The organism is Telmatospirillum siberiense, assembly GCF_002845745.1.
GTDB lineage: Bacteria > Pseudomonadota > Alphaproteobacteria > Rhodospirillales > Magnetospirillaceae > Telmatospirillum > Telmatospirillum siberiense.
In genome coordinates, this window is sequence record NZ_PIUM01000010.1 from 94,227 (window position 1) to 111,272 (window position 17,046).

General features: G+C 64.0%; 17 protein-coding genes. 14 read left to right on the forward strand and 3 right to left on the reverse strand.

Annotation, left to right across the window (positions count from 1 at the left end; translation table 11 throughout):
• The first annotated feature begins 2 nt into the window (after positions 1 to 2).
• From CWS72_RS10870 to CWS72_RS10885, 4 genes are read left to right on the forward strand one after another with little or no spacing between them, the layout of a single operon-like run.
• A complete protein-coding gene (locus CWS72_RS10870; RefSeq protein ID WP_101250630.1) occupies positions 3 to 752 on the forward strand; it encodes a glycosyltransferase family 2 protein in 750 nt (249 codons plus the stop codon).
• The gene (locus CWS72_RS10875) at positions 749 to 1,153 is read left to right on the forward strand and encodes an acyl-CoA thioesterase (RefSeq protein WP_101250631.1); all 405 of its coding nucleotides are present in this window, start codon (positions 749 to 751) and stop codon (positions 1,151 to 1,153) included. The genes CWS72_RS10870 and CWS72_RS10875 overlap by 4 nt, the downstream gene beginning before the upstream one ends.
• A complete protein-coding gene (locus CWS72_RS10880) occupies positions 1,153 to 1,767 on the forward strand; it encodes a LolA-related protein (RefSeq protein ID WP_101250632.1) in 615 nt (204 codons plus the stop codon). The genes CWS72_RS10875 and CWS72_RS10880 overlap by 1 nt, the downstream gene beginning before the upstream one ends.
• Positions 1,764 to 4,994 (forward strand): hypothetical protein, encoded by a 3,231-nt coding sequence (locus tag CWS72_RS10885; protein ID WP_101250633.1) that lies wholly within the window; start codon positions 1,764 to 1,766, stop codon positions 4,992 to 4,994. Before CWS72_RS10880 ends, CWS72_RS10885 begins: the two co-directional genes overlap by 4 nt.
• Before the next feature lie 8 nt (positions 4,995 to 5,002).
• On the opposite strand, the gene CWS72_RS10890 is transcribed toward CWS72_RS10885, so the two are convergent.
• Positions 5,003 to 6,193, reverse strand: coding sequence for a serine hydrolase domain-containing protein (locus CWS72_RS10890; protein ID WP_101250634.1), 1,191 nt, complete (start codon positions 6,191 to 6,193; stop codon positions 5,003 to 5,005).
• A 224-nt stretch (positions 6,194 to 6,417) separates the two neighbouring features.
• Here CWS72_RS10890 and CWS72_RS10895 point away from each other — a divergent pair, with 224 nt between their 5' ends.
• Positions 6,418 to 6,969, forward strand: a complete 552-nt coding sequence (locus CWS72_RS10895) for a DUF3261 domain-containing protein (RefSeq protein WP_101250635.1) — start codon at positions 6,418 to 6,420, stop codon at positions 6,967 to 6,969.
• Positions 6,970 to 7,022: 53 nt separating this feature from the next.
• Here CWS72_RS10895 and CWS72_RS10900 read toward each other — a convergent pair whose 3' ends face one another.
• The gene (locus CWS72_RS10900; protein ID WP_101250636.1) at positions 7,023 to 7,433 is read right to left on the reverse strand and encodes a hypothetical protein; all 411 of its coding nucleotides are present in this window, start codon (positions 7,431 to 7,433) and stop codon (positions 7,023 to 7,025) included.
• A 412-nt stretch (positions 7,434 to 7,845) separates the two neighbouring features.
• On the opposite strand from CWS72_RS10900, the gene CWS72_RS10905 reads away from it, so the two are divergent.
• Genes CWS72_RS10905 through CWS72_RS10930 form a run of 6 tightly spaced genes read left to right on the forward strand, consistent with a single transcriptional unit; the run spans position 7,846 to position 12,733 of the window.
• A complete protein-coding gene (locus tag CWS72_RS10905) occupies positions 7,846 to 9,030 on the forward strand; it encodes a beta-ketoacyl-[acyl-carrier-protein] synthase family protein (RefSeq protein WP_101250637.1) in 1,185 nt (394 codons plus the stop codon).
• The gene (locus tag CWS72_RS10910) at positions 9,030 to 9,491 is read left to right on the forward strand and encodes a hotdog family protein (protein ID WP_101250638.1); all 462 of its coding nucleotides are present in this window, start codon (positions 9,030 to 9,032) and stop codon (positions 9,489 to 9,491) included. Before CWS72_RS10905 ends, CWS72_RS10910 begins: the two co-directional genes overlap by 1 nt.
• Before the next feature lie 6 nt (positions 9,492 to 9,497).
• Positions 9,498 to 10,223 (forward strand): 3-ketoacyl-ACP reductase FabG2, encoded by a 726-nt coding sequence (locus tag CWS72_RS10915; protein ID WP_101250639.1) that lies wholly within the window; start codon positions 9,498 to 9,500, stop codon positions 10,221 to 10,223.
• Positions 10,223 to 11,446, forward strand: coding sequence for a beta-ketoacyl-ACP synthase (locus CWS72_RS10920; RefSeq protein WP_101250640.1), 1,224 nt, complete (start codon positions 10,223 to 10,225; stop codon positions 11,444 to 11,446). The genes CWS72_RS10915 and CWS72_RS10920 overlap by 1 nt, the downstream gene beginning before the upstream one ends.
• 10 nt (positions 11,447 to 11,456) lie before the next feature.
• Positions 11,457 to 12,251, forward strand: a complete 795-nt coding sequence (locus CWS72_RS10925) for a thymidylate synthase (RefSeq protein WP_101250641.1) — start codon at positions 11,457 to 11,459, stop codon at positions 12,249 to 12,251.
• Positions 12,251 to 12,733: a dihydrofolate reductase gene (locus CWS72_RS10930; protein ID WP_101250642.1), complete on the forward strand. Its 483-nt coding sequence runs from the start codon at positions 12,251 to 12,253 to the stop codon at positions 12,731 to 12,733. Before CWS72_RS10925 ends, CWS72_RS10930 begins: the two co-directional genes overlap by 1 nt.
• Before the next feature lie 154 nt (positions 12,734 to 12,887).
• Here CWS72_RS10930 and CWS72_RS10935 read toward each other — a convergent pair whose 3' ends face one another.
• Entirely contained in the window at positions 12,888 to 13,841 is a 954-nt protein-coding gene (locus tag CWS72_RS10935; RefSeq protein WP_101250643.1) for a LysR family transcriptional regulator, read from the reverse strand.
• 163 nt (positions 13,842 to 14,004) lie between these two features.
• On the opposite strand from CWS72_RS10935, the gene CWS72_RS10940 reads away from it, so the two are divergent.
• Genes CWS72_RS10940 through CWS72_RS10950 form a run of 3 tightly spaced genes read left to right on the forward strand, consistent with a single transcriptional unit; the run spans position 14,005 to position 17,003 of the window.
• On the forward strand, positions 14,005 to 15,300 hold the full coding sequence (locus tag CWS72_RS10940; RefSeq protein ID WP_101250644.1) for a CitMHS family transporter: 1,296 nt from the start codon (positions 14,005 to 14,007) through the stop codon (positions 15,298 to 15,300).
• A 31-nt stretch (positions 15,301 to 15,331) separates the two neighbouring features.
• Positions 15,332 to 16,672, forward strand: a complete 1,341-nt coding sequence (locus CWS72_RS10945; protein ID WP_101250673.1) for an acyclic terpene utilization AtuA family protein — start codon at positions 15,332 to 15,334, stop codon at positions 16,670 to 16,672.
• A gap of 1 nt (position 16,673) precedes the next feature.
• Complete coding sequence (locus CWS72_RS10950) at positions 16,674 to 17,003, forward strand: AtuA-related protein (RefSeq protein WP_101250645.1); 330 nt, start codon at positions 16,674 to 16,676, stop codon at positions 17,001 to 17,003.
• Positions 17,004 to 17,046: the final 43 nt, after the last annotated feature.

The window sequence follows — 17,046 nt, forward strand, 5'->3', positions numbered from 1 at the left end:
CGATGAAAATTTGCGCCGTCGTTCCCAGCCACAATCATTGGACCGCCCTCGCCGGCGTGATCGGGGGTCTTCGGTCCGCCGGCCTGCCGGTTTTCATCGTCGATGACGGCAGCGCGGAGCCGGCGCGGAGCGCCATCGCCCGCCTGCACGCGCCGGAAGACGGGGTGCGCGTTCATCGCCTGGCGGTCAACCGGGGCAAGGGCGTGGCGGTGGTCGAGGCCTTTCGGCTGGCCTGGGAGGCGGGATTCACCCATGCGCTTCAGATCGATGCCGACGGTCAGCATGATCTGGACGCCGTGCCCGGCCTGCTGGCCCTGGCCGGACGGCATCCCCAGGCCCTGGTGACCGGCCTGCCGCGGTACGACGCGTCGATTCCCCCGGGACGCAGGATCGGGCGCTGGGTTACCCATGTCTGGGTCTGGGTCGAGACGCTTTCCTTGCGGATTTCCGACAGCATGTGCGGTTTCCGCGTCTATCCGCTGGCGGCCGTGCATGCCTTGCTCGGGCGCCATAAGGTGGGCCGCCGCATGGACTTCGACACCGAAATCATGGTTCGGCTGTTCTGGGAGGGAACGCCGGTTCTGGGCCTGCCGGTGCGGGTGACCTATCCGCCCGGCAATATTTCGAATTTCGATCTGCTGCGCGATAATTGGCGGATCAGCGTGATGCACAGCCGGCTGGTGCTGACCATGCTGATCCGCCTGCCCTCCATCCTGGCCCACCGTCCGCAATTTCCCGAAGAGGTATCATGATTTCCGCCGAAGTGGTGATTAAGGCCCAGTTTTACGATCTCGATCCCATGCAGGTCGTCTGGCATGGCAATTACGCCCGTTTCCTGGAACAGGCCCGCTGCGCCCTTCTCGACCGTATCGGCTACAATTACCCGGAAATGGAGGCCAGCGGCTATGTCTGGCCGGTCGTCGACATGCGGATCAAATATGTCCGGCCGATCCGCTTCAACGACGAGGTGGTGGTCACCGCGACCCTGGTGGAGTACGAAAACCGCCTGAAGATCGATTACCGCATCCACGATGCCACCGGCCAGATCGCGACCAAGGGGCAGACCATCCAGGTGGCGGTCCGCGCCGATACCGGCGAGATGTTGCTGGAAAGTCCGCCGGCGTTTACCGAAAAAGTGAAGGCGGCCCTCTGATGCGCCGCTTGCTCGTCCTTCTGCTGATCGTCCTGGCACCCTTGTCCCCGGCATGGTCCGCCGGCCCCAGCCAGACCATGGAACCCGGGCAGGTCTTGCGGGGGCGTTTCGTGCAGGAACGTCATCTCAGCGGATTCGGCGCGCCTTTGCGGACCGAGGGGCGTTTCGTCCTGGTGCCGGGGCGCGGATTGATCTGGCAGGCCGAGACGCCCTTCGCCGTGACCACCGTCATCACCGCGGCGGGTCTGGTTCAGACGGCCGGCGGCACGGAGACCATGCGGCTTCCGTCGGCCCGCTTGCCGTTCCTGTCGCGTCTCTATGATATGCTGGGCGGTGTTCTCGGCGGCGATTGGCGGGCGATGGAGAGCGATTTCGCCACGACCCGTTCCGGTGACGACGGAAACTGGCGGATGGAGCTGGTCCCGCGCCGGGCGCCCGACCAAGTCTCCATGCCCTTCCGGTCCATCGTCGCCAAGGGCGGGCGTTTCCTGGACGAGGTGGTTCTCGCCAAGGCCGACAGCGAAGACTTCGATCGCCTGAGTTTCCTTGACCAGAGTCTGTCGCGCGATTCGCTGACGGGCGCCGAGGCGAGCCTGCTCGACTCTTCGCGATGAGCCGGCTGTTCGCTCTCGCCTGGCTGGCCGTGGTGCTGCTGGCCGGTGCCCACCTGGTCTGGAGAGCCGCCGAGGGTCTGCATTTTCAGACCGATCTGACGGCGCTTCTGCCGCGCGAGGAGCGGGATCCCGCCTTGCAGCGGGCCAACGACGTGGTGACCAACGGCCTGGCGAAACATGTTGTCCTGCTGTTCGGCGCCGACGATCGGGAGAAGGCGCGGGCGGCGGCGGCCGACATCGCCGGGCGTCTTGCCGCCGAGGGGCTGGTGAGCGTGGCGACCGGCGGACTGGACAAGAACCGCCTGCAGTCCCTGGGGCGCCTTTACTTTCCCTATCGCCGCGGATTGTTGAGCGAGGACGACCGGCGCCGTCTGCTGGACGGGCGGGCCGGCGATATCGCCAATCGGGCGCTGTCGCAGATCTATGGTTTCGTCGGGATGGCCGACGCGCGATTGCTGCGGCAGGATCCCTTCCTGCTGATGCCGGCTTTTTTCTCCAGCCTGCCCATACCGATGTCGCGCCTTGCCGTCGACGACGGCATGATGTCGCTCCAGCAGGACGGCATGACCTGGGTGATGGTGGCCGGACAGCTGAACGGCGGACCTTACGCCCTTGATGTCCAGCGGCGCCTTGCCGCCCTTCTCGATGAGGGTTCCCTGCGGGCGGCTCGTCCGGGCGTCGAACTGTTGCGTCTGGGGGCGGTGTTCTATGCCCGGGCCGGTGCCGAGCAGGCGATGTCCGAGACCTCCGAGATCGGTCTCCTGTCCACCCTGGGCACCATTTTGCTGGTGTTGCTGGTCTTCCGCGCCTTGTCGGCGCTCTGGCTCAGTCTTCTGGTCATCGGAACCGGGGTGATGACGGCTTTGTCGGCCAGCCTGTGGCTGTTCGGCGAATTGCATGTGGGGGCCCTGCTGTTCGGGGTCAGCCTGATCGGCGTGGCGGTCGACTACAGCTTGCAATATTGCACGGAGATTTTCGGCGCTCCGGCGTCGCCGGCACTACGGCTGCGCCGGGTGCGGGCCGGCGTCACCCTGGGCGCGGCGACCACCGTGATCGGCTATCTGACCTTGTTTTTCGCCCCGTTCCCCGGACTGCACCAGATCGCCATCTTCTCGGCGGTGGGCCTCGTGGCGGCATGGGCGACGGTGATCCTGTGGCTGCCGCTTCTCGATCGCAGCGCCGTTCCCCGGCATGGGCGCCGGTTGCTGGCATTCGGCGCCGGACTGGCCTCCCTGTGGGAGGATCGGCGCTATCGACGTCCCCGCCGGGCCGCGGCGATTCTTCTCGGGGTGGCCGCTCTGGCCGGCGTGCCGCGATTCCATGTCGATGACGACGTGCGGCATATGCAGGCCCTGTCGCCGGACCTGCGCGTCCAGCAGGAGCATATTCTGCGTCTGATCGGCGACACCGCGGGCAGCCGTTTCTTCGTGATCGAAGCCGCCGACGAGGAGGGCGCCCTCGAGAGGGAGGAGGCCCTGGCCGATGCGTTGCGTCCGCTGGTGGCCGACGGCGCCTTGCGCAATTTCCAGGCGCTGGCCCGCTATGTTCCCTCCGCCGCGCGGCAGCGGGACAATCGCCGTCTGCTGCGCCGCCTCCTCGAGGAGCCGTTGCTGGAGGGACATCTTCGCCAGCTTCAGCTGGAATTGCCGCCGATGCCCACGGCGGATCAGGACGAGGCCGGGCCGGCGCTGACGCCGTCGCAGGTCCTTTCCGGCGACGGCCCCCTGGCCTCCCTGGCGATGCTGGACATGGGACGGGTCAATGGCGTGGTGACCCATGTGGTGACCCTGGAAGGGGTGGCGGACGTCGAGCGCGTGGCGCGCGCGGCCGGCGGTCTCGAGGATGTGCGGTTCGTCGATCCGACGGAAAGCTTCACCCTCCTTCTCGGCAAATATCGGTACCGGGCGTTGCTTCTGACCGGTCTCTCGGCGGTTTTGATGGTGCCCCTCGTCATGGGGCGCCATGGCGTGGGAGGGTTGCGTCTGCTGGTGCCACCACTTCTGGCGGTGATTCTGACGCCGGCGCTCAGGGCTTTGGGGGGCGCCGCCTTCACTTTTTTCGACGCCATGGCCCTGGTTCTGGTGCTGTCGGTCGGGGTGGATTATGCGGTCTTCTGCGCCGAGAGCCGGGGTGAGCGCCGCCAGGTCACGCTTCTGGCCGTCGCCCTGGCCGCCTGTACGGCCTTGATGTCCTTCGGTATGCTGGCTTTGAGCGGCGTCGCCGCCGTGCACGCCTTCGGTTCGACCATGAGCCTCGGCATTCTGTTGGCTTTTATCCTGGCTCCGATGGCGTGGGCGGACGAACCGGGCGGCCCGGCCGACGGTCACTGGGCGCGATTGGCCGAGCGGGGGACGTGGCTCGGGATGCGTCTGATCCTTCTGCTTTACAGGATCGCTGGGCGGCGCGGATGCGTGTTCCTGTTGTGGCTGATCGTTCCCTACTTCTATCTCACCGACGGCCGGCGGCGGCGGCACTCGCTCGACTTTCTGGGCCGCGTTCGCGCGTTTCGAGGGGAAAAGCCTCCCGGATGGCGGGATGGCCTCATCCATTTCATGTCATTCGCCGAAAAGGCGCTCGACACGGTCATCGCCTGGTCCGCGCCCCAGCGAACCGGAGCCATCCGTATGGTGGGCGCGGAGGCCATCCGGCAAGTTGCCGCCGAGGGCCGGGGCGGCCTGCTCATCGTGTCTCATCTCGGCAATGCCGACATGTGCCGGGCCCATCAGGCCAAGCTGTTCGGGCGGCCGCTCAACGTCCTTCTCCATACCCGTCATGCCGTTCACTACAACCGGATCCTGCGGGCCATTCATCCGGACGTGGAGGCACGGACGATCCAGGTCACCGAAATCGGTCCCGAAACGGCGATCGACCTCAAGGAGCGGGTGGAACGGGGCGAATGGATCGCCATCGCGGGAGACCGGATTCCCGTTCTCAGCCGGACGCGGATCAGCCGGGTCTCCTTTCTGGGGCATCCCGCAGCCTTCTCCCAGGGGCCGTTTATTCTGGGGGCCTTGATGGATTGCCCGGTCCATCTGATGTTTTGTCTGCGCGAGGGTGCGGGCTTTTCCATGTATTTCGAGACGTTTGCGGAAAGAAGGTTGGAAATACAGCGAAAATCGAGAGAGCAGATTCTGGGGGATATGTGCCAGTCATATGCTCATATCCTTGAGAGGTATTGTCTCAAGGCGCCAAGTCAGTGGTACAATTTTTTTGATTTTTGGGCCTGATTTTTTATTTATTCAGACTGGATTTTTGGGGGCGTTGCCAAAAGCAGCATCAGTTTGTGGCCGAGGCTGTAATCCCAGTTGAAGGCGTTTTGCAGAACGACCACGGCGGTGCCGTTGGTCTCGTTGACGGCGAGATAGCTGGTGTAACCGGCGATCAGGCCGACCTGGTAGAGGATGCGGGTATCGCCCACGTCGTCCGCAATCCAGGCGATGGCCGCCGCTTCGCGCGGCCGAGCGAAGCGGATCCGCAAATTTCCAGCCAGCGCGCTGCTCAAGGGAGAGCCATCCTTTCTGACATGGGCTCCGGCGAAGTTCAGAAGATCGCGGGCGGTGGAATAAATCGCCGCCGATCCGCGCATGATGCCGGTCATCCGCCAATCGGGGACGGGCTCGCCTCGCCGGATGAACTTCGGCTGATCTCCGGCATGCCCGATGGCCCGCGAGGCATATCCCGGCAGTTTTTCGGGGTCGTAGCCGGTATGGGGCAGGCCCAGCGGCCCCGTGATGCGTTGGGCCAGCAGTTCGTCGAGCGTCTGGCCCGTTCTCCGTTCGACGACGTCGCCCAGGATGCCGTAGCCGATATTCGAATATTGCGGGTTCGGATCGGACGGCGCGGAAAAGTCCGAGAGATAGTCCAGGACGGTGTCGCGGTCGAGATGGCGGTAGAAATTGTCGCCGGTGAACAGATATTCGACGAAGTAGGCCAGCGTCCTGAGGGTGGCGGGCTGACGCGGCAGGCCCGAGGTGTGGGTGGCGAGCTGCTCCAGGGAAATCCGGGCGGCATCGGAACTGAGCGGCGTTCCCGGCGGCAGGAGCGCCGGCAGGGTGTCGGACCAGGACAGCCGCTTCTCCTGCACCAGCGTCGCCGTGATTCCGCCCAGAAAACCCTTGCTGAGGGATCCGACGGCGAACAGGGTGTCCGGGCCGGGTGTTTCGCCTCCGCCGGATGTGGTACTGCCATAACCGAAAAACCGGCAGGACCCATCGGGTAGCAGAAGACCGACGATCAAGCCGGGTGTCTGGCCCTGACGGGTCAAAGGGCCGGCGAGGGACTCCACTTCCTGCGGAAGGTTTGAGAGATCGGGTTCGATCCGCTCTTTCGGCGGCTCCGCCTCCCAGGTCGACAAGGTGCCACAGGCGTTCAGTGTCAGCGAAATGACGATCGCCGCGATGAACGATCTCAATAATTCACGTTTCATGGTTTCGCTTGTGGTCTGGAAATTTTAAAACCGGTAATAGAGAAGATGTCTTTTCGCATGAAAGCGGGAAATCTCAAACCGTAGTTTCCGGGGTCCGAGATTTTCTGCCGGAGGAGTCTCTCGAATACTTTTTCATCGCTCGAATTCGTGTATTGTCCGGTCACGTTATTCCAAAATGAAGGGGTGTTGAGTTGAGTATTCGAGCGATCATTGGCGCCGCGCTCATGTCAATCCTGGCTGCTTGCGCCAGCGAGCCGGCGCCCGTGGCGCCGGTCAAGGTCGCGCCCGATCTGTCGCTGACCTTGCCTCGGCTCAACGATCTGGGCCGGCGCGTCGAGGCAAGCCAGATGCTCATTGCCCATTATGGCGAGCAGTCCTACCCCTTCGAAGGGCGCCTGAGTGCCACGCCCGAGCGTTTCCTCATGGTCGGACTGGATCCGATGGGCCGTGAACTGTTGCGCATCACCTGGACACCCGGCGGCGTCGAATATTCTGCCGCTCCCTGGGTGCCGAACTCCATGCGGCCGGAAAATATCCTGGTGGATATCGTTTTGCTTTACTGGCCCGAAGACGTCGTTCGCGCGATGTTGGTAAGAGCGGGGGCAACCCTGGAGAGCGGCCCCCGCAGCCGGTCGATCCTGGCCGGAGGACGGGAAGTCATGCGAGCCGATTATCAACCGGTCTCGGGAGACTCTCCTTGGACAGGGCGGTTGCATTACAGCAATCTCGCCTGGGGATACTCGCTGGATATTCAGACGGTCGAGACGCGCCCCTGAGCGCGGCGTCATCTGAATCTTAAGGGCTGGAGCGATTGTTTCGCGGCAAGCCCTTAAGAAAGGGCCAGCCTGATGATCTGGCGGTCGATGTCGGACTCGAACTGGTGAATCCATTTGTTATAGGTGGTGTGAATCAGCCCATCGCTCGTCGCCAGAAGATTGGCGCTGGTTACATAGCTGATGGAATAATTGCCGGTGGTGAACAGGACTTCGATGTCGGCGCTGTGCCCATTGTGATCGATATGTCCTTTCAGATGTCCGGGCTCCACGGGGACAAGGGTCCAGCCCCGATCCGTTCCGGCCAGAACGATCGCCCTCTGCATGTCGGGCAGGGAGATCTGCGTGACGGCCGCGGGAATGGGATGGCTGACGACGTTGTAGACCGGTTGCTGGCGGGAGCAGCCCACCACGACCAAGGCCAAGCCGCCGGCAACGATGATGTTCCTCGCCATCTTTAAAATCATTCTCAATACTCCCTGCGAGACAAGGGGGGCTCATCCCCTACCAGAAGAAATAAAAGCCTGTGGATTATCCACGGAAAAGGTATGCCAATCTTTAACGGGGTCGCCCATAAAGAAATCGTATGTTTTTCAATAATCGTCCTTTGGGGCGACCGCGCGCGGAACATTGGGCGCACCTTCAACCAGCCCTCGGCTGACCGCCGGTGACGCGGTACGCGCAAGGGTTATCTGGTTACTTTCCGGTAGGGCTTTTTGGTGTATTGTCCGCCGGCATCTTGGATCGAAAGGTTGGGTATTTGGTCGTCCGCGCGGTGGTTTCTGTTGTCTTCCCGTCGGCGAGGGCCGTTTGCGGCGGCGCCGCGACGGCTTCCGATGCGTCGGCCGGATTCGATGTTCCGGCGGTGAGGGTGTGGCCATGAGGCTTTACCTGAACGATTGCGGCGTCGTCTGTCCCTTGGGCCGGGGTCGGTCCGCCGTTGCCCGGGCCTTGTTCTCCGGGGCGTCCCATGCCTTTCGCGAAGACGCGGTCTCGATTCCGGAGCGGAGCGTCCAGGTTGGCGCGATCGACGGAGAGTTTCCGCCACCGCCTCCGGTCGCGGCGGCCTATGACTGCCGCAACAACCGGATGATGTGGGCGGCGCTGGCCGAGATCCGTCCGGCGGTGGAGGCCTGCGCCGCCCGTTACGGCGTCCACAGGATAGCGGTGGTGTTGGGCAGCAGCACCTCGGGCATCGCCGAGGGCGAGATTGCTCTGTCCGCCTACCGGAGTGGCGGCGTATGGCCCGGAAGCTACCATTACCGGCAGCAGGAACCCGGTACCCTGGCCGTTTTCGCCGCGCGCGCCCTGGGACTGGAGGGGCCTGCCTATACGGTGGCCACCGCCTGCTCGTCGAGCGGCAAGGTTTTCGCCTCCGCCCGCCGGTTGATCCGGTCCGGGCTGGTCGACGCCGCCGTGGTGGGCGGGGCGGATTCGCTCTGCCGGATGACCTTGAACGGCTTCCATTCGTTGGAGGCGCTGTCAAAAAGCCGTTGCAATCCCTTCAGCGCCCATCGCGACGGCATCACCATCGGGGAGGGGGCCGCCGCTTTTCTGCTTTCCGCCGAGCCCGGTCCGGTGGAGTTGCTGGGGGTGGGCGAAAGTTCGGATGCCCATCACGTCACCGCGCCCGATCCCGAAGGCGAAGGCGCGCGGGCGGCCATGGCGATGGCGCTGTCCGACGCCGGCCTGACTCCCGCCGACATCGCCTATGTCAATCTGCACGGCACGGCGACACCGCTCAACGACGCCATGGAGAGCCGCGCCATGGCGGCGCTGTTCCCGGCGTCGACGCCCTGCAGTTCGACCAAGGGCATGACCGGACATATGCTGGGGGCGACCGGCGGCGTCGAGGCCGCGTTCCTATGGCTTACCCTCAATCCGGAAACCAATGCCGGATTGCTGCCGCCCCATCTGTGGGACGGCTGCTTCGACGACGCCTTGCCCCGGCTCAATCTGATCGCTCCGGGCACTCCGCTGGTTGAACGGGGGCGCTCGGCCATGCTCAGCAATTCCTTCGGGTTCGGCGGCAGCAACGTTTCCCTGGTTCTGGGGCGGGCCTGATGGGCGGCGCCTTTCCTTCGCCCGGCGATCTCCTACCGCACCGTCCGCCGATGGTGTTGCTGGACGAGGTGCTGGACTATGGCGAGGCCATGGCGAAGGCATCCCTGACCATTCATGCCGGGACAGCGTTTTTCGAGCCCGATCTGGGCGTGCCCGCCCATGTCGGCATCGAATGGATGGCCCAGACCTGCGGCATTTTCGCCGGCCTGGAGGCCAGGGCCGCCGACCGTCCGATCCGCTTGGGCTTTCTGCTTGGCACCCGACGTTACCAGTCGATGCGCTCCTGGTTCGCCTTGGGGGAACGGCCGGTGATTTCCGTCGATCTGGCGTTTCGCGAAGAGGGGATGGCGGTTTTCGACTGCCGGATCGCGGTTGCCGATGCTCCCGTCGCCACCGCGCGGTTGACCCTCTATCAACCCGATGGCGAAGCGCCATCGACATCCGACCAATCCATGGAGTAGCGGGTTTTGGACAGAACGATCCTGGTCACCGGCGCCAGCAAGGGTATCGGTCGCGCCGTCGCCTTGAGACTGGCCCGCGATGGTTTTCATGTCGCGGTTCACTACGGTTCCGATCAAGCGGGGGCCGAAGCCGTGGCCGCCGCAATCCGCGAGGCCGGCGGCACCGCCCGCATCTTGTCCTTCGATATCGCCGATCGTGCCGCCTGCCGCGCGGTTCTCGAAGACGAGATCGCGCGACATGGCGCTTTCTACGGTGCGGTATTGAACGCCGGCATCACCCGCGACGCGGCTTTTCCCGCCATGGAGGGCGAGGATTGGGATCGCGTGTTGGGGACCAATCTCGACGGTTTTTATAATGTCTTGCACCCCGTCGTCATGCCGATGGTGTCGGCGCGGCGCGGCGGTCGCATCGTCAGCCTGTCCTCCGTTTCGGGATTGGCCGGAAATCGCGGACAGGTGAATTACAGCGCCTCGAAGGCCGGCATCATCGGTGCCACCAAGGCCCTGGCCATCGAACTGGCCAAGCGCGCCATCACCGTCAATTGCGTGGCGCCCGGCATCATCGAAACTCAAATGATCAAGGATCTGCCGCTCGATGAAATCGCCAGGATGGTGCCGCTGCGCCGGGTCGGCCAACCCGAGGAGGTGGCCGCGGCGGTGGCCTTCCTGTGTTCCGACGAGGCGGGATACATCACGCGGCAGGTGATCTCGGTGAATGGAGGGATGATCTGATGCGCCGCGTCGTCGTCACCGGCATGGCCGGACTGACCGCCCTGGGCGAGGACTGGCCGGTCATCCGGAGCGCTTTCGAACAGGGGCGCACCGGCATCCGTTTCATGGAGGAATGGGCGCGGTTTACCGAGATAAATACCCGTCTCGCCGCACCCGTTCCCGGTTTTTCGGTGGCGGAACGCTATCCGCGCAAGAAAACCCGGACCATGGGACGGGTGTCGCAGATGGCCGTCTATGCCACCGAGCGGGCCCTGCGGCATGCCGGCCTGCTGGGGGATCCGGTATTGACCGGCGGTCGGACCGGGGTCGCCTATGGCTCGTCCTTCGGAACTCCGGATGCGGTGCTGGGATTCTACGAACTGAAAAAGGACGGCGCCTCACGCCATTTGAACGCCACCAGTTACATCCAGATGATGAGCCACACGGCGGTGGTCAATATCGGTCTGTTTTTCGGCATCACCGGCCGCATCATTCCGACGTCGAGCGCCTGCACCTCGGGCAGCCAGGCCATCGGCTACGCCTTCGAATCGATTCGCTACGGCAAGGCCGACGTGATGATCGCCGGCGGCGCCGAGGAATTGGACATCACCGATTCGGCCGTGTTCGATACCCTCTACGCCACCAGCACGAAAAACGACACGCCGGCCACGACGCCGCGTCCCTATGACCGGGATCGCGACGGATTGGTCATCGGCGAGGGGGCGGGCTCCCTGATTCTCGAGGAATACGAGCACGCCCGCGCCCGTGGCGCCCATATCTACGCGGAAGTCGTCGGCTTCGGCTGCAATTCGGACGGCAACCACGTCACTCAGCCGCAGGCCGAAACCATGGCCGGAGCCTTGCGGCTGGCCCTGGACGACGCCGGTCTGCCGGCCTCGGCCGTGGGTTTCGTCTCCGGGCACGGCACCGCCACCGAATGGGGCGATATCGCCGAGACCAAGGCGACGAACCTGGTCATGGGCGCCACCGCGCCCATTCATTCGTTGAAGGGATATTTCGGGCACAGCCTCGGGGCTTGCGGCGCCATCGAGGCGTGGCTGTCCATCGAGATGATGCGCGACGGCTGGTTTTGTCCGACCGCCAACCTCGTTCATCTGGACGAACGCTGCGGCGAACTGGATTATGTCATGCAAGAGCCGCGACGCCTGGAGGTGGACCATCTGATGTCGAATAATTTCGCCTTCGGAGGGATCAATACCTCCCTCATCCTGCGCCGGCTTTGAGGAGGGGACGGTGAGGCAATATCTCGATCTGATGCGCCATGTGCGGGAAAAGGGCGTCTTCAAGCAGGATCGCACCGGCACCGGAACCCATAGCGTGTTCGGCTGGCAGATGCGGTTCGATCTGTCGGACGGTTTCCCGGTGGTGACCACCAAGAAGCTGCATCTGCGTTCGATCATTCACGAACTGCTGTGGTTCCTGAAGGGCGACACCAACGTCGCCTATCTGCATGCCAACAAGGTGTTCATCTGGGACGAATGGGCCGACGCCGAGGGAAATCTGGGTCCCGTCTACGGATATCAGTGGCGGTCCTGGCCGACGCCCGACGGCGGCGCCATCGACCAGATCGGCAATCTGCTCGCGCAGATCCGCAAGAATCCCGATTCCCGGCGGCTGATCGTCTCGGCGTGGAACCCGGCGGACGTCGATCGCATGGCTCTGCCGCCCTGCCATTGCCTGTTCCAGTTCTATGTGGCCGAGGGGCGGCTGTCCTGCCAGCTCTATCAACGCTCGGCCGACATCTTCTTAGGGGTGCCCTTCAACATCGCCTCCTACGCCCTGCTTACCATGATGATTGCCCAGGTGAGCGGATTGCAGCCCGGCGAATTCGTCCACACCTTCGGCGACGCCCATCTTTATGCCAATCATCTGGAGCAGGCCGATCTGCAATTGTCGCGCACGCCTAAGCCCTTGCCGGTCATGCGCCTCAATCCCGAAGTCAAGGATCTGTTCGCCTTCCGCTACGAGGACTTCACCCTGGAAGGCTATGATCCCGATCCCCATATCGCCGCGCCGGTGGCCGTCTGATGCTGTCGCTGATCGTCGCCGCGGCGGCCAATGGCGTGATCGGCCGGGACAACCAGCTTCCCTGGCATAACCCCGAGGATCTTCGCTATTTCAAGCGGGTGACCATGGGCAAGCCGCTGGTGATGGGGCGCAAGACCCATCAGTCGATCGGCCGGCCGCTGCCCGGCCGGCCGAATATCGTGGTGACCCGCGATCCGGCCTGGACGGCCGAGGGCGTCCACATCGCCCATTCCCTCGAGCAGGCTTTGGACATGGCCGGGGCGTTGGCGGCCGGCGGCGAGATCATGGTGATCGGCGGGGCCGAGCTGTTCAACGCCGCGCTGGACCAGGCCGATCGTCTTTATTTGACCGAGGTGCACCGGGATTACGAGGGCGACGTCTTCTTCCCGATGCCCGATCCGGCGTCCTGGCGGGAAGTGAGCCGCGAGGAGCATCCGGGCGATCCGGCATACGGTTTCGTCGTTCTGGAACGGCGGCGCTGACCACGGCTTCCCGGTCGGGAAAGTAGCTCTGGCAGGGACACCTATAGGCGTTCGGATAAGCCCTCGCCCGCTTTGCGGGAGAGGGGAGATTTTTTTCTTATCCGAACGCCTATGGACGTCACTGCCGGTGGAGGGATTCCTTTCCACCCGTCTCTCAGGCCTCCACCGCCTCGCCCTCGCTCTGGATGGCGCCGGCGTTTGCGCGGTCCTGCTCGCGGCGGCGGACTTCCTGGCGCAGCAGGGCGATGAAATCGAGCGTGGCCGGCGAGAGCGAGGCGCCTGCCCGGCGGACCACGCCTAAGGACCGGCGGAAGGCCGGCACCAGCGGACGCCAGACCAATCCCGATTCCGCCATCAAGGGCACGGTCAGGCCGGGCAGGGCGGTGATGCCGAGGCGGGCGTCGACCAGGGCCCGCGCGGTGGCCAGAAAGCCGCATTCGAACAAGGGCGCCACCGCCATTCCCTGCTGCAGGAAGGCGGCGTCGGTGATGGCGCGCACGCTCGACCCGCTGGACATGGCGATGAAGCGCCGGTCGGCGAAAACGTCCCACCCCACGCTCTCTCCCGCCGCCAGGGGATCGTCACGCCGGCAGACCAGTCCGAATTCGTCGCTGAGCAAGGGGTGATAGACCAGGTCGCGGTCGGGATTGGGGCGCGCCGTCAGGCCTATTTCGGCCAATCCCTCGGCGATGTCGTCCTCCACCGACATGGAGTGGGCGTCGATAATCTGGAAATCGACATCGGGCCGGGTTTCGCGGAAACGCACGATGGCGCCGGGCAGCAGGACGGCGGCCATCGAGGGCAAGGTGGCGATGGTGACGCGGCCGCGCCGTCCGGTGATGAAACGGGAAAGCTCGCTGAAACTGTTGTCGAACTCGCGCACGATTCGCAGGGCGATCGGCTTCAATTCATGGCCGGCCGGCGTCAGGGCGACGTTGCGGGTGTCGCGGTCGAACAGGCGCGCGCCCAATGTCTCCTCGACCATGCGGATGGTGCGGCTCAATGCCGGCTGCGAAACCGACAGACGCAACGCGGCCTCGCTGAAACTTCCGGTTTCGGCCACCTTGAGAAAGGCCGAGAGCTGTTGCGGGGTAACATTGATGCGCATGCGAAGCCTTCCGGAACCCGATGACGGGCAGGACGATAGCTTGATTTATGTGAAATGTGAATGAACTTATCAATTATATATTTTTGACGCATTAATCGAAAACGGCGAGGCTTTCACGAAAGAACAAAAAAGCACAACGCAACCGTGTGGGAGGATTTCTTTCATGTTGGCTATATTGGGTCTCCTGGTGATCGGCGTCATGCTGGTCGCCATCCTGCGAAACTGGATCTCGCCCCTGGTGGCGCTGATCCTCATTCCCATCGCCGGCGCCTTGCTCGGCGGCTTCGGCCTGGAGACCGGCAAGTTCGTCATCAAGGGCATCGCCGCCATCGCTCCGACCGCCGGCATGTTCGTCTTCGCCATTCTCTATTTCGGCATCATGACCGATGCCGGCATGCTCGATCCGATCATCAACGCCATCCTGAAGCGCGTCGGTCTGCGCCCCGCCCGCATCACCTGCGGAACCATGCTGCTGGCCGGCCTCGTCCATCTTGACGGGTCGGGCGCGGTGACCTTCCTGGTGACCATTCCGGCGATGTTGCCGCTTTATGAGCGGCTGGGCATGGACAAGCGCATCCTGGCGCTGTGCGCCTCGCTGGCCGCCGGCGTCAACTTCCTGCCCTGGACCGGTCCGGTCATTCGCGCCGCGGCGGCGCTGCATGTTTCAACCACCGACATCTTCAATCCGCTGATACCCGTTCAGGTTGTCGGCTGGGCCTTCTCCTTCGGTATCGCCTTCTGGCTGGGCAAGCGCGAGGAGCGCCGTCTCGGATTGGCCGAGATCGCCGACGCGCCGGCCCTGAAGCGTGAGCTTTCCGCCGCCGAACAGGAACTGCGGCGTCCGAAGATGTTCGTTCCCAATCTTTTGCTGACCGTCGTCATCATGACCATCATGATCGCCGGTTGGGTCGACCCGGTCGTCATGTTCATGCTGGGCACCGTGCTGGCGCTGATGATCAATTATCCGCAGGTCAACGATCAGAAGAAGCGCATCGACGCCCATGCCAAGGCGGCCCTGATGATGGCTTCGATTCTGCTGGCCGCCGGCTGCTTCACCGGCATCATGTCCGGCACCGGCATGCTGAAGGCCCTGGCCACCGCCGCCGTCGCCTTCGTGCCCCCCAGCATGGGCCAGCATCTGCCAGTGGCCCTGGGTCTCGTCTCCATGCCGCTCAGCATGCTGTTCGATCCGGACAGCTTCTATTTTGGCGTCCTGCCGGTGATCACCGAGGTCGCCAAGAATTTCGACGTGCCCGCGCTTGCCATGGGTCAGGCCGCCGTTCTCGGCCAGATGACCACCGGCTTCCCGGTCAGCCCGCTCACTCCCGCCACCTTCCTGGTCGTCGGCTTGTCGCAGATCGAACTGCGCGACCACCAGAAATACGCATTCAAATATCTGTTCGGAGCCTCGGTCGTCATGACGATCGCCTCGGTCGCCTTCGGCATCATCCCGCTCTGAACACCCCCCCATGGTACGAAAGAAGAGTGTCATGAAAACCATTCGAATCGGATCGGGCGCCGGTTATTCCGGCGACCGCATCGAACCAGCCGTCGAACTCGTCGAGAAAGGGGATATTTCCTATCTCTGCTTCGAATGCCTGGCCGAACGCACCATCGCCATCGGCCAGCAGGCGAAGCTGGTCAATCCCGGTGCCGGTTTCGACGCCCTGCTGGAAGCCCGGATGCGGGCCGTTCTGGCCCAGGCCAAAGCCAAGGGCATCCGGATCATCACCAACATGGGCGCGGCCAATCCGGCCGCCGGTGCCGCCAAGATCGCCGAGGTCGCCCGCTCCCTGGGGCTGGAAAAGCTGCGGATCGCCGCGGTCTATGGCGATGACGTCCTGGAGGCGCTTCTGCGCGGCGATCATCCCATCACCGAAACCGGCCGTTCGGTCTCGGAAATGAAGGATAAGCTGGTCTCGGCCAACGCCTATCTGGGGGTGGCGCCGATCGTCGAGGCGCTGAAGGGCGGCGCCGACGTGGTGATCACCGGCCGCGTCGCCGATCCGGCATTGTTCCTGGCCCCCCTGATCCACGAGTTCGGCTGGGCGATGGACGATTGGGAAAAGCTCGGCAAGGGAACCGCCGTCGGCCATCTGCTGGAGTGCGCCGGACAGGTCACCGGCGGTTATTTCGCCGATCCCGACGTCAAGGATGTCGCCAACCTGGCCCGTCTGGGCTTCCCCATCGCCGAAGTGGGCGAGGACGGCTCGACGCTGATCACCAAGGTCGCCGGTTCGGGCGGACGGGTGACCACGGCCACCTGCAAGGAACAGCTTCTCTACGAAATTCACGATCCCAAGGCCTATTACACGCCCGACGTGATCGCCGATTTCTCGAACATCACCGTCACCGAGGAAGCCTTCGACCGGGTCAGGGTCAGCGGAGTCGGCGGCCGCAAGCGGCCCGACACATTGAAGGTTTCGGTGGGATACAAGGACGGCTTCATCGGCGAAGGGCAGATGTCCTATGCCGGAACCGGCGCGGTGAAGCGCGGTCGCTTGGCGCTGGCCATCGTCGAGGAGCGCCTGAAGCTGACCGGCGTGAAGACGACTGAACAGCGTTTCGACCTGATCGGCGTCGATTCCATCCATGGAGCCGGCATCGCCGAAGGCGCCCCCGATCCGCATGAGGTCCGCATCCGCGTGGTCGGCCGCACCGACAGCTTGGCCGAGGCCGTGCGCATCGGCAACGAGGTCGAGACCCTTTATACCAACGGCCCGGCGGGCGGCGGCGGCGCCACCAAGTCGGCGCGGCCGGTGGTTGCCATGATGTCGGCGTTGCTGCCTCGCCAAGAGGTCGCTCCGACCGTCGAATTTTTCGAGGTGTGAGATGAAGCTTCGTGACATCGCGCATTCGCGCACCGGCGACAAGGGCGATATTTCCAATATCTCCGTCATCGCTTTCGACGAGAAGAATTTCCCGGTTCTGGAGGCGTGGATCACGCCGGAACGGGTGAAGCAGCACTTCTCGGGCATCGTCAAGGGCGAGGTGGTCCGCTACACCATCCCCAGCCTGGGCGCCATGAACTTCGTGATGCAGCAGGCACTGGGAGGGGGCGTCACCCGGTCCCTGGCTCTCGACGCGCACGGAAAATGCCTGGCCTCGGCCATTCTCGACATGGAAATCCCCGACGACGCGCTTTCCCGACGGAAGTCTTAAAGGCACGCGCATCGCTCCGGCGGAAGGTGACCGTCCTTCCGCC

What these genes read in the sequence shown, in the direction of transcription:
- CWS72_RS10870 (WP_101250630.1), top strand. Translation starts at nt 3, where the DNA reads ATGAAAATTTGCGCCGTCGTTCCCAGCCACAATCATTGGACCGCCCTC.
- CWS72_RS10875 (WP_101250631.1), top strand. Translation starts at nt 749, where the DNA reads ATGATTTCCGCCGAAGTGGTGATTAAGGCCCAGTTTTACGATCTCGAT.
- CWS72_RS10880 (WP_101250632.1), top strand. Translation starts at nt 1,153, where the DNA reads ATGCGCCGCTTGCTCGTCCTTCTGCTGATCGTCCTGGCACCCTTGTCC.
- CWS72_RS10885 (WP_101250633.1), top strand. Translation starts at nt 1,764, where the DNA reads ATGAGCCGGCTGTTCGCTCTCGCCTGGCTGGCCGTGGTGCTGCTGGCC.
- CWS72_RS10890 (WP_101250634.1), bottom strand. Translation starts at nt 6,193, where the DNA reads ATGAAACGTGAATTATTGAGATCGTTCATCGCGGCGATCGTCATTTCG.
- CWS72_RS10895 (WP_101250635.1), top strand. Translation starts at nt 6,418, where the DNA reads ATGTCAATCCTGGCTGCTTGCGCCAGCGAGCCGGCGCCCGTGGCGCCG.
- CWS72_RS10900 (WP_101250636.1), bottom strand. Translation starts at nt 7,433, where the DNA reads ATGATTTTAAAGATGGCGAGGAACATCATCGTTGCCGGCGGCTTGGCC.
- CWS72_RS10905 (WP_101250637.1), top strand. Translation starts at nt 7,846, where the DNA reads ATGAGGCTTTACCTGAACGATTGCGGCGTCGTCTGTCCCTTGGGCCGG.
- CWS72_RS10910 (WP_101250638.1), top strand. Translation starts at nt 9,030, where the DNA reads ATGGGCGGCGCCTTTCCTTCGCCCGGCGATCTCCTACCGCACCGTCCG.
- CWS72_RS10920 (WP_101250640.1), top strand. Translation starts at nt 10,223, where the DNA reads ATGCGCCGCGTCGTCGTCACCGGCATGGCCGGACTGACCGCCCTGGGC.
- CWS72_RS10930 (WP_101250642.1), top strand. Translation starts at nt 12,251, where the DNA reads ATGCTGTCGCTGATCGTCGCCGCGGCGGCCAATGGCGTGATCGGCCGG.
- CWS72_RS10935 (WP_101250643.1), bottom strand. Translation starts at nt 13,841, where the DNA reads ATGCGCATCAATGTTACCCCGCAACAGCTCTCGGCCTTTCTCAAGGTG.
- CWS72_RS10940 (WP_101250644.1), top strand. Translation starts at nt 14,005, where the DNA reads ATGTTGGCTATATTGGGTCTCCTGGTGATCGGCGTCATGCTGGTCGCC.
- CWS72_RS10945 (WP_101250673.1), top strand. Translation starts at nt 15,332, where the DNA reads ATGAAAACCATTCGAATCGGATCGGGCGCCGGTTATTCCGGCGACCGC.
- CWS72_RS10950 (WP_101250645.1), top strand. Translation starts at nt 16,674, where the DNA reads ATGAAGCTTCGTGACATCGCGCATTCGCGCACCGGCGACAAGGGCGAT.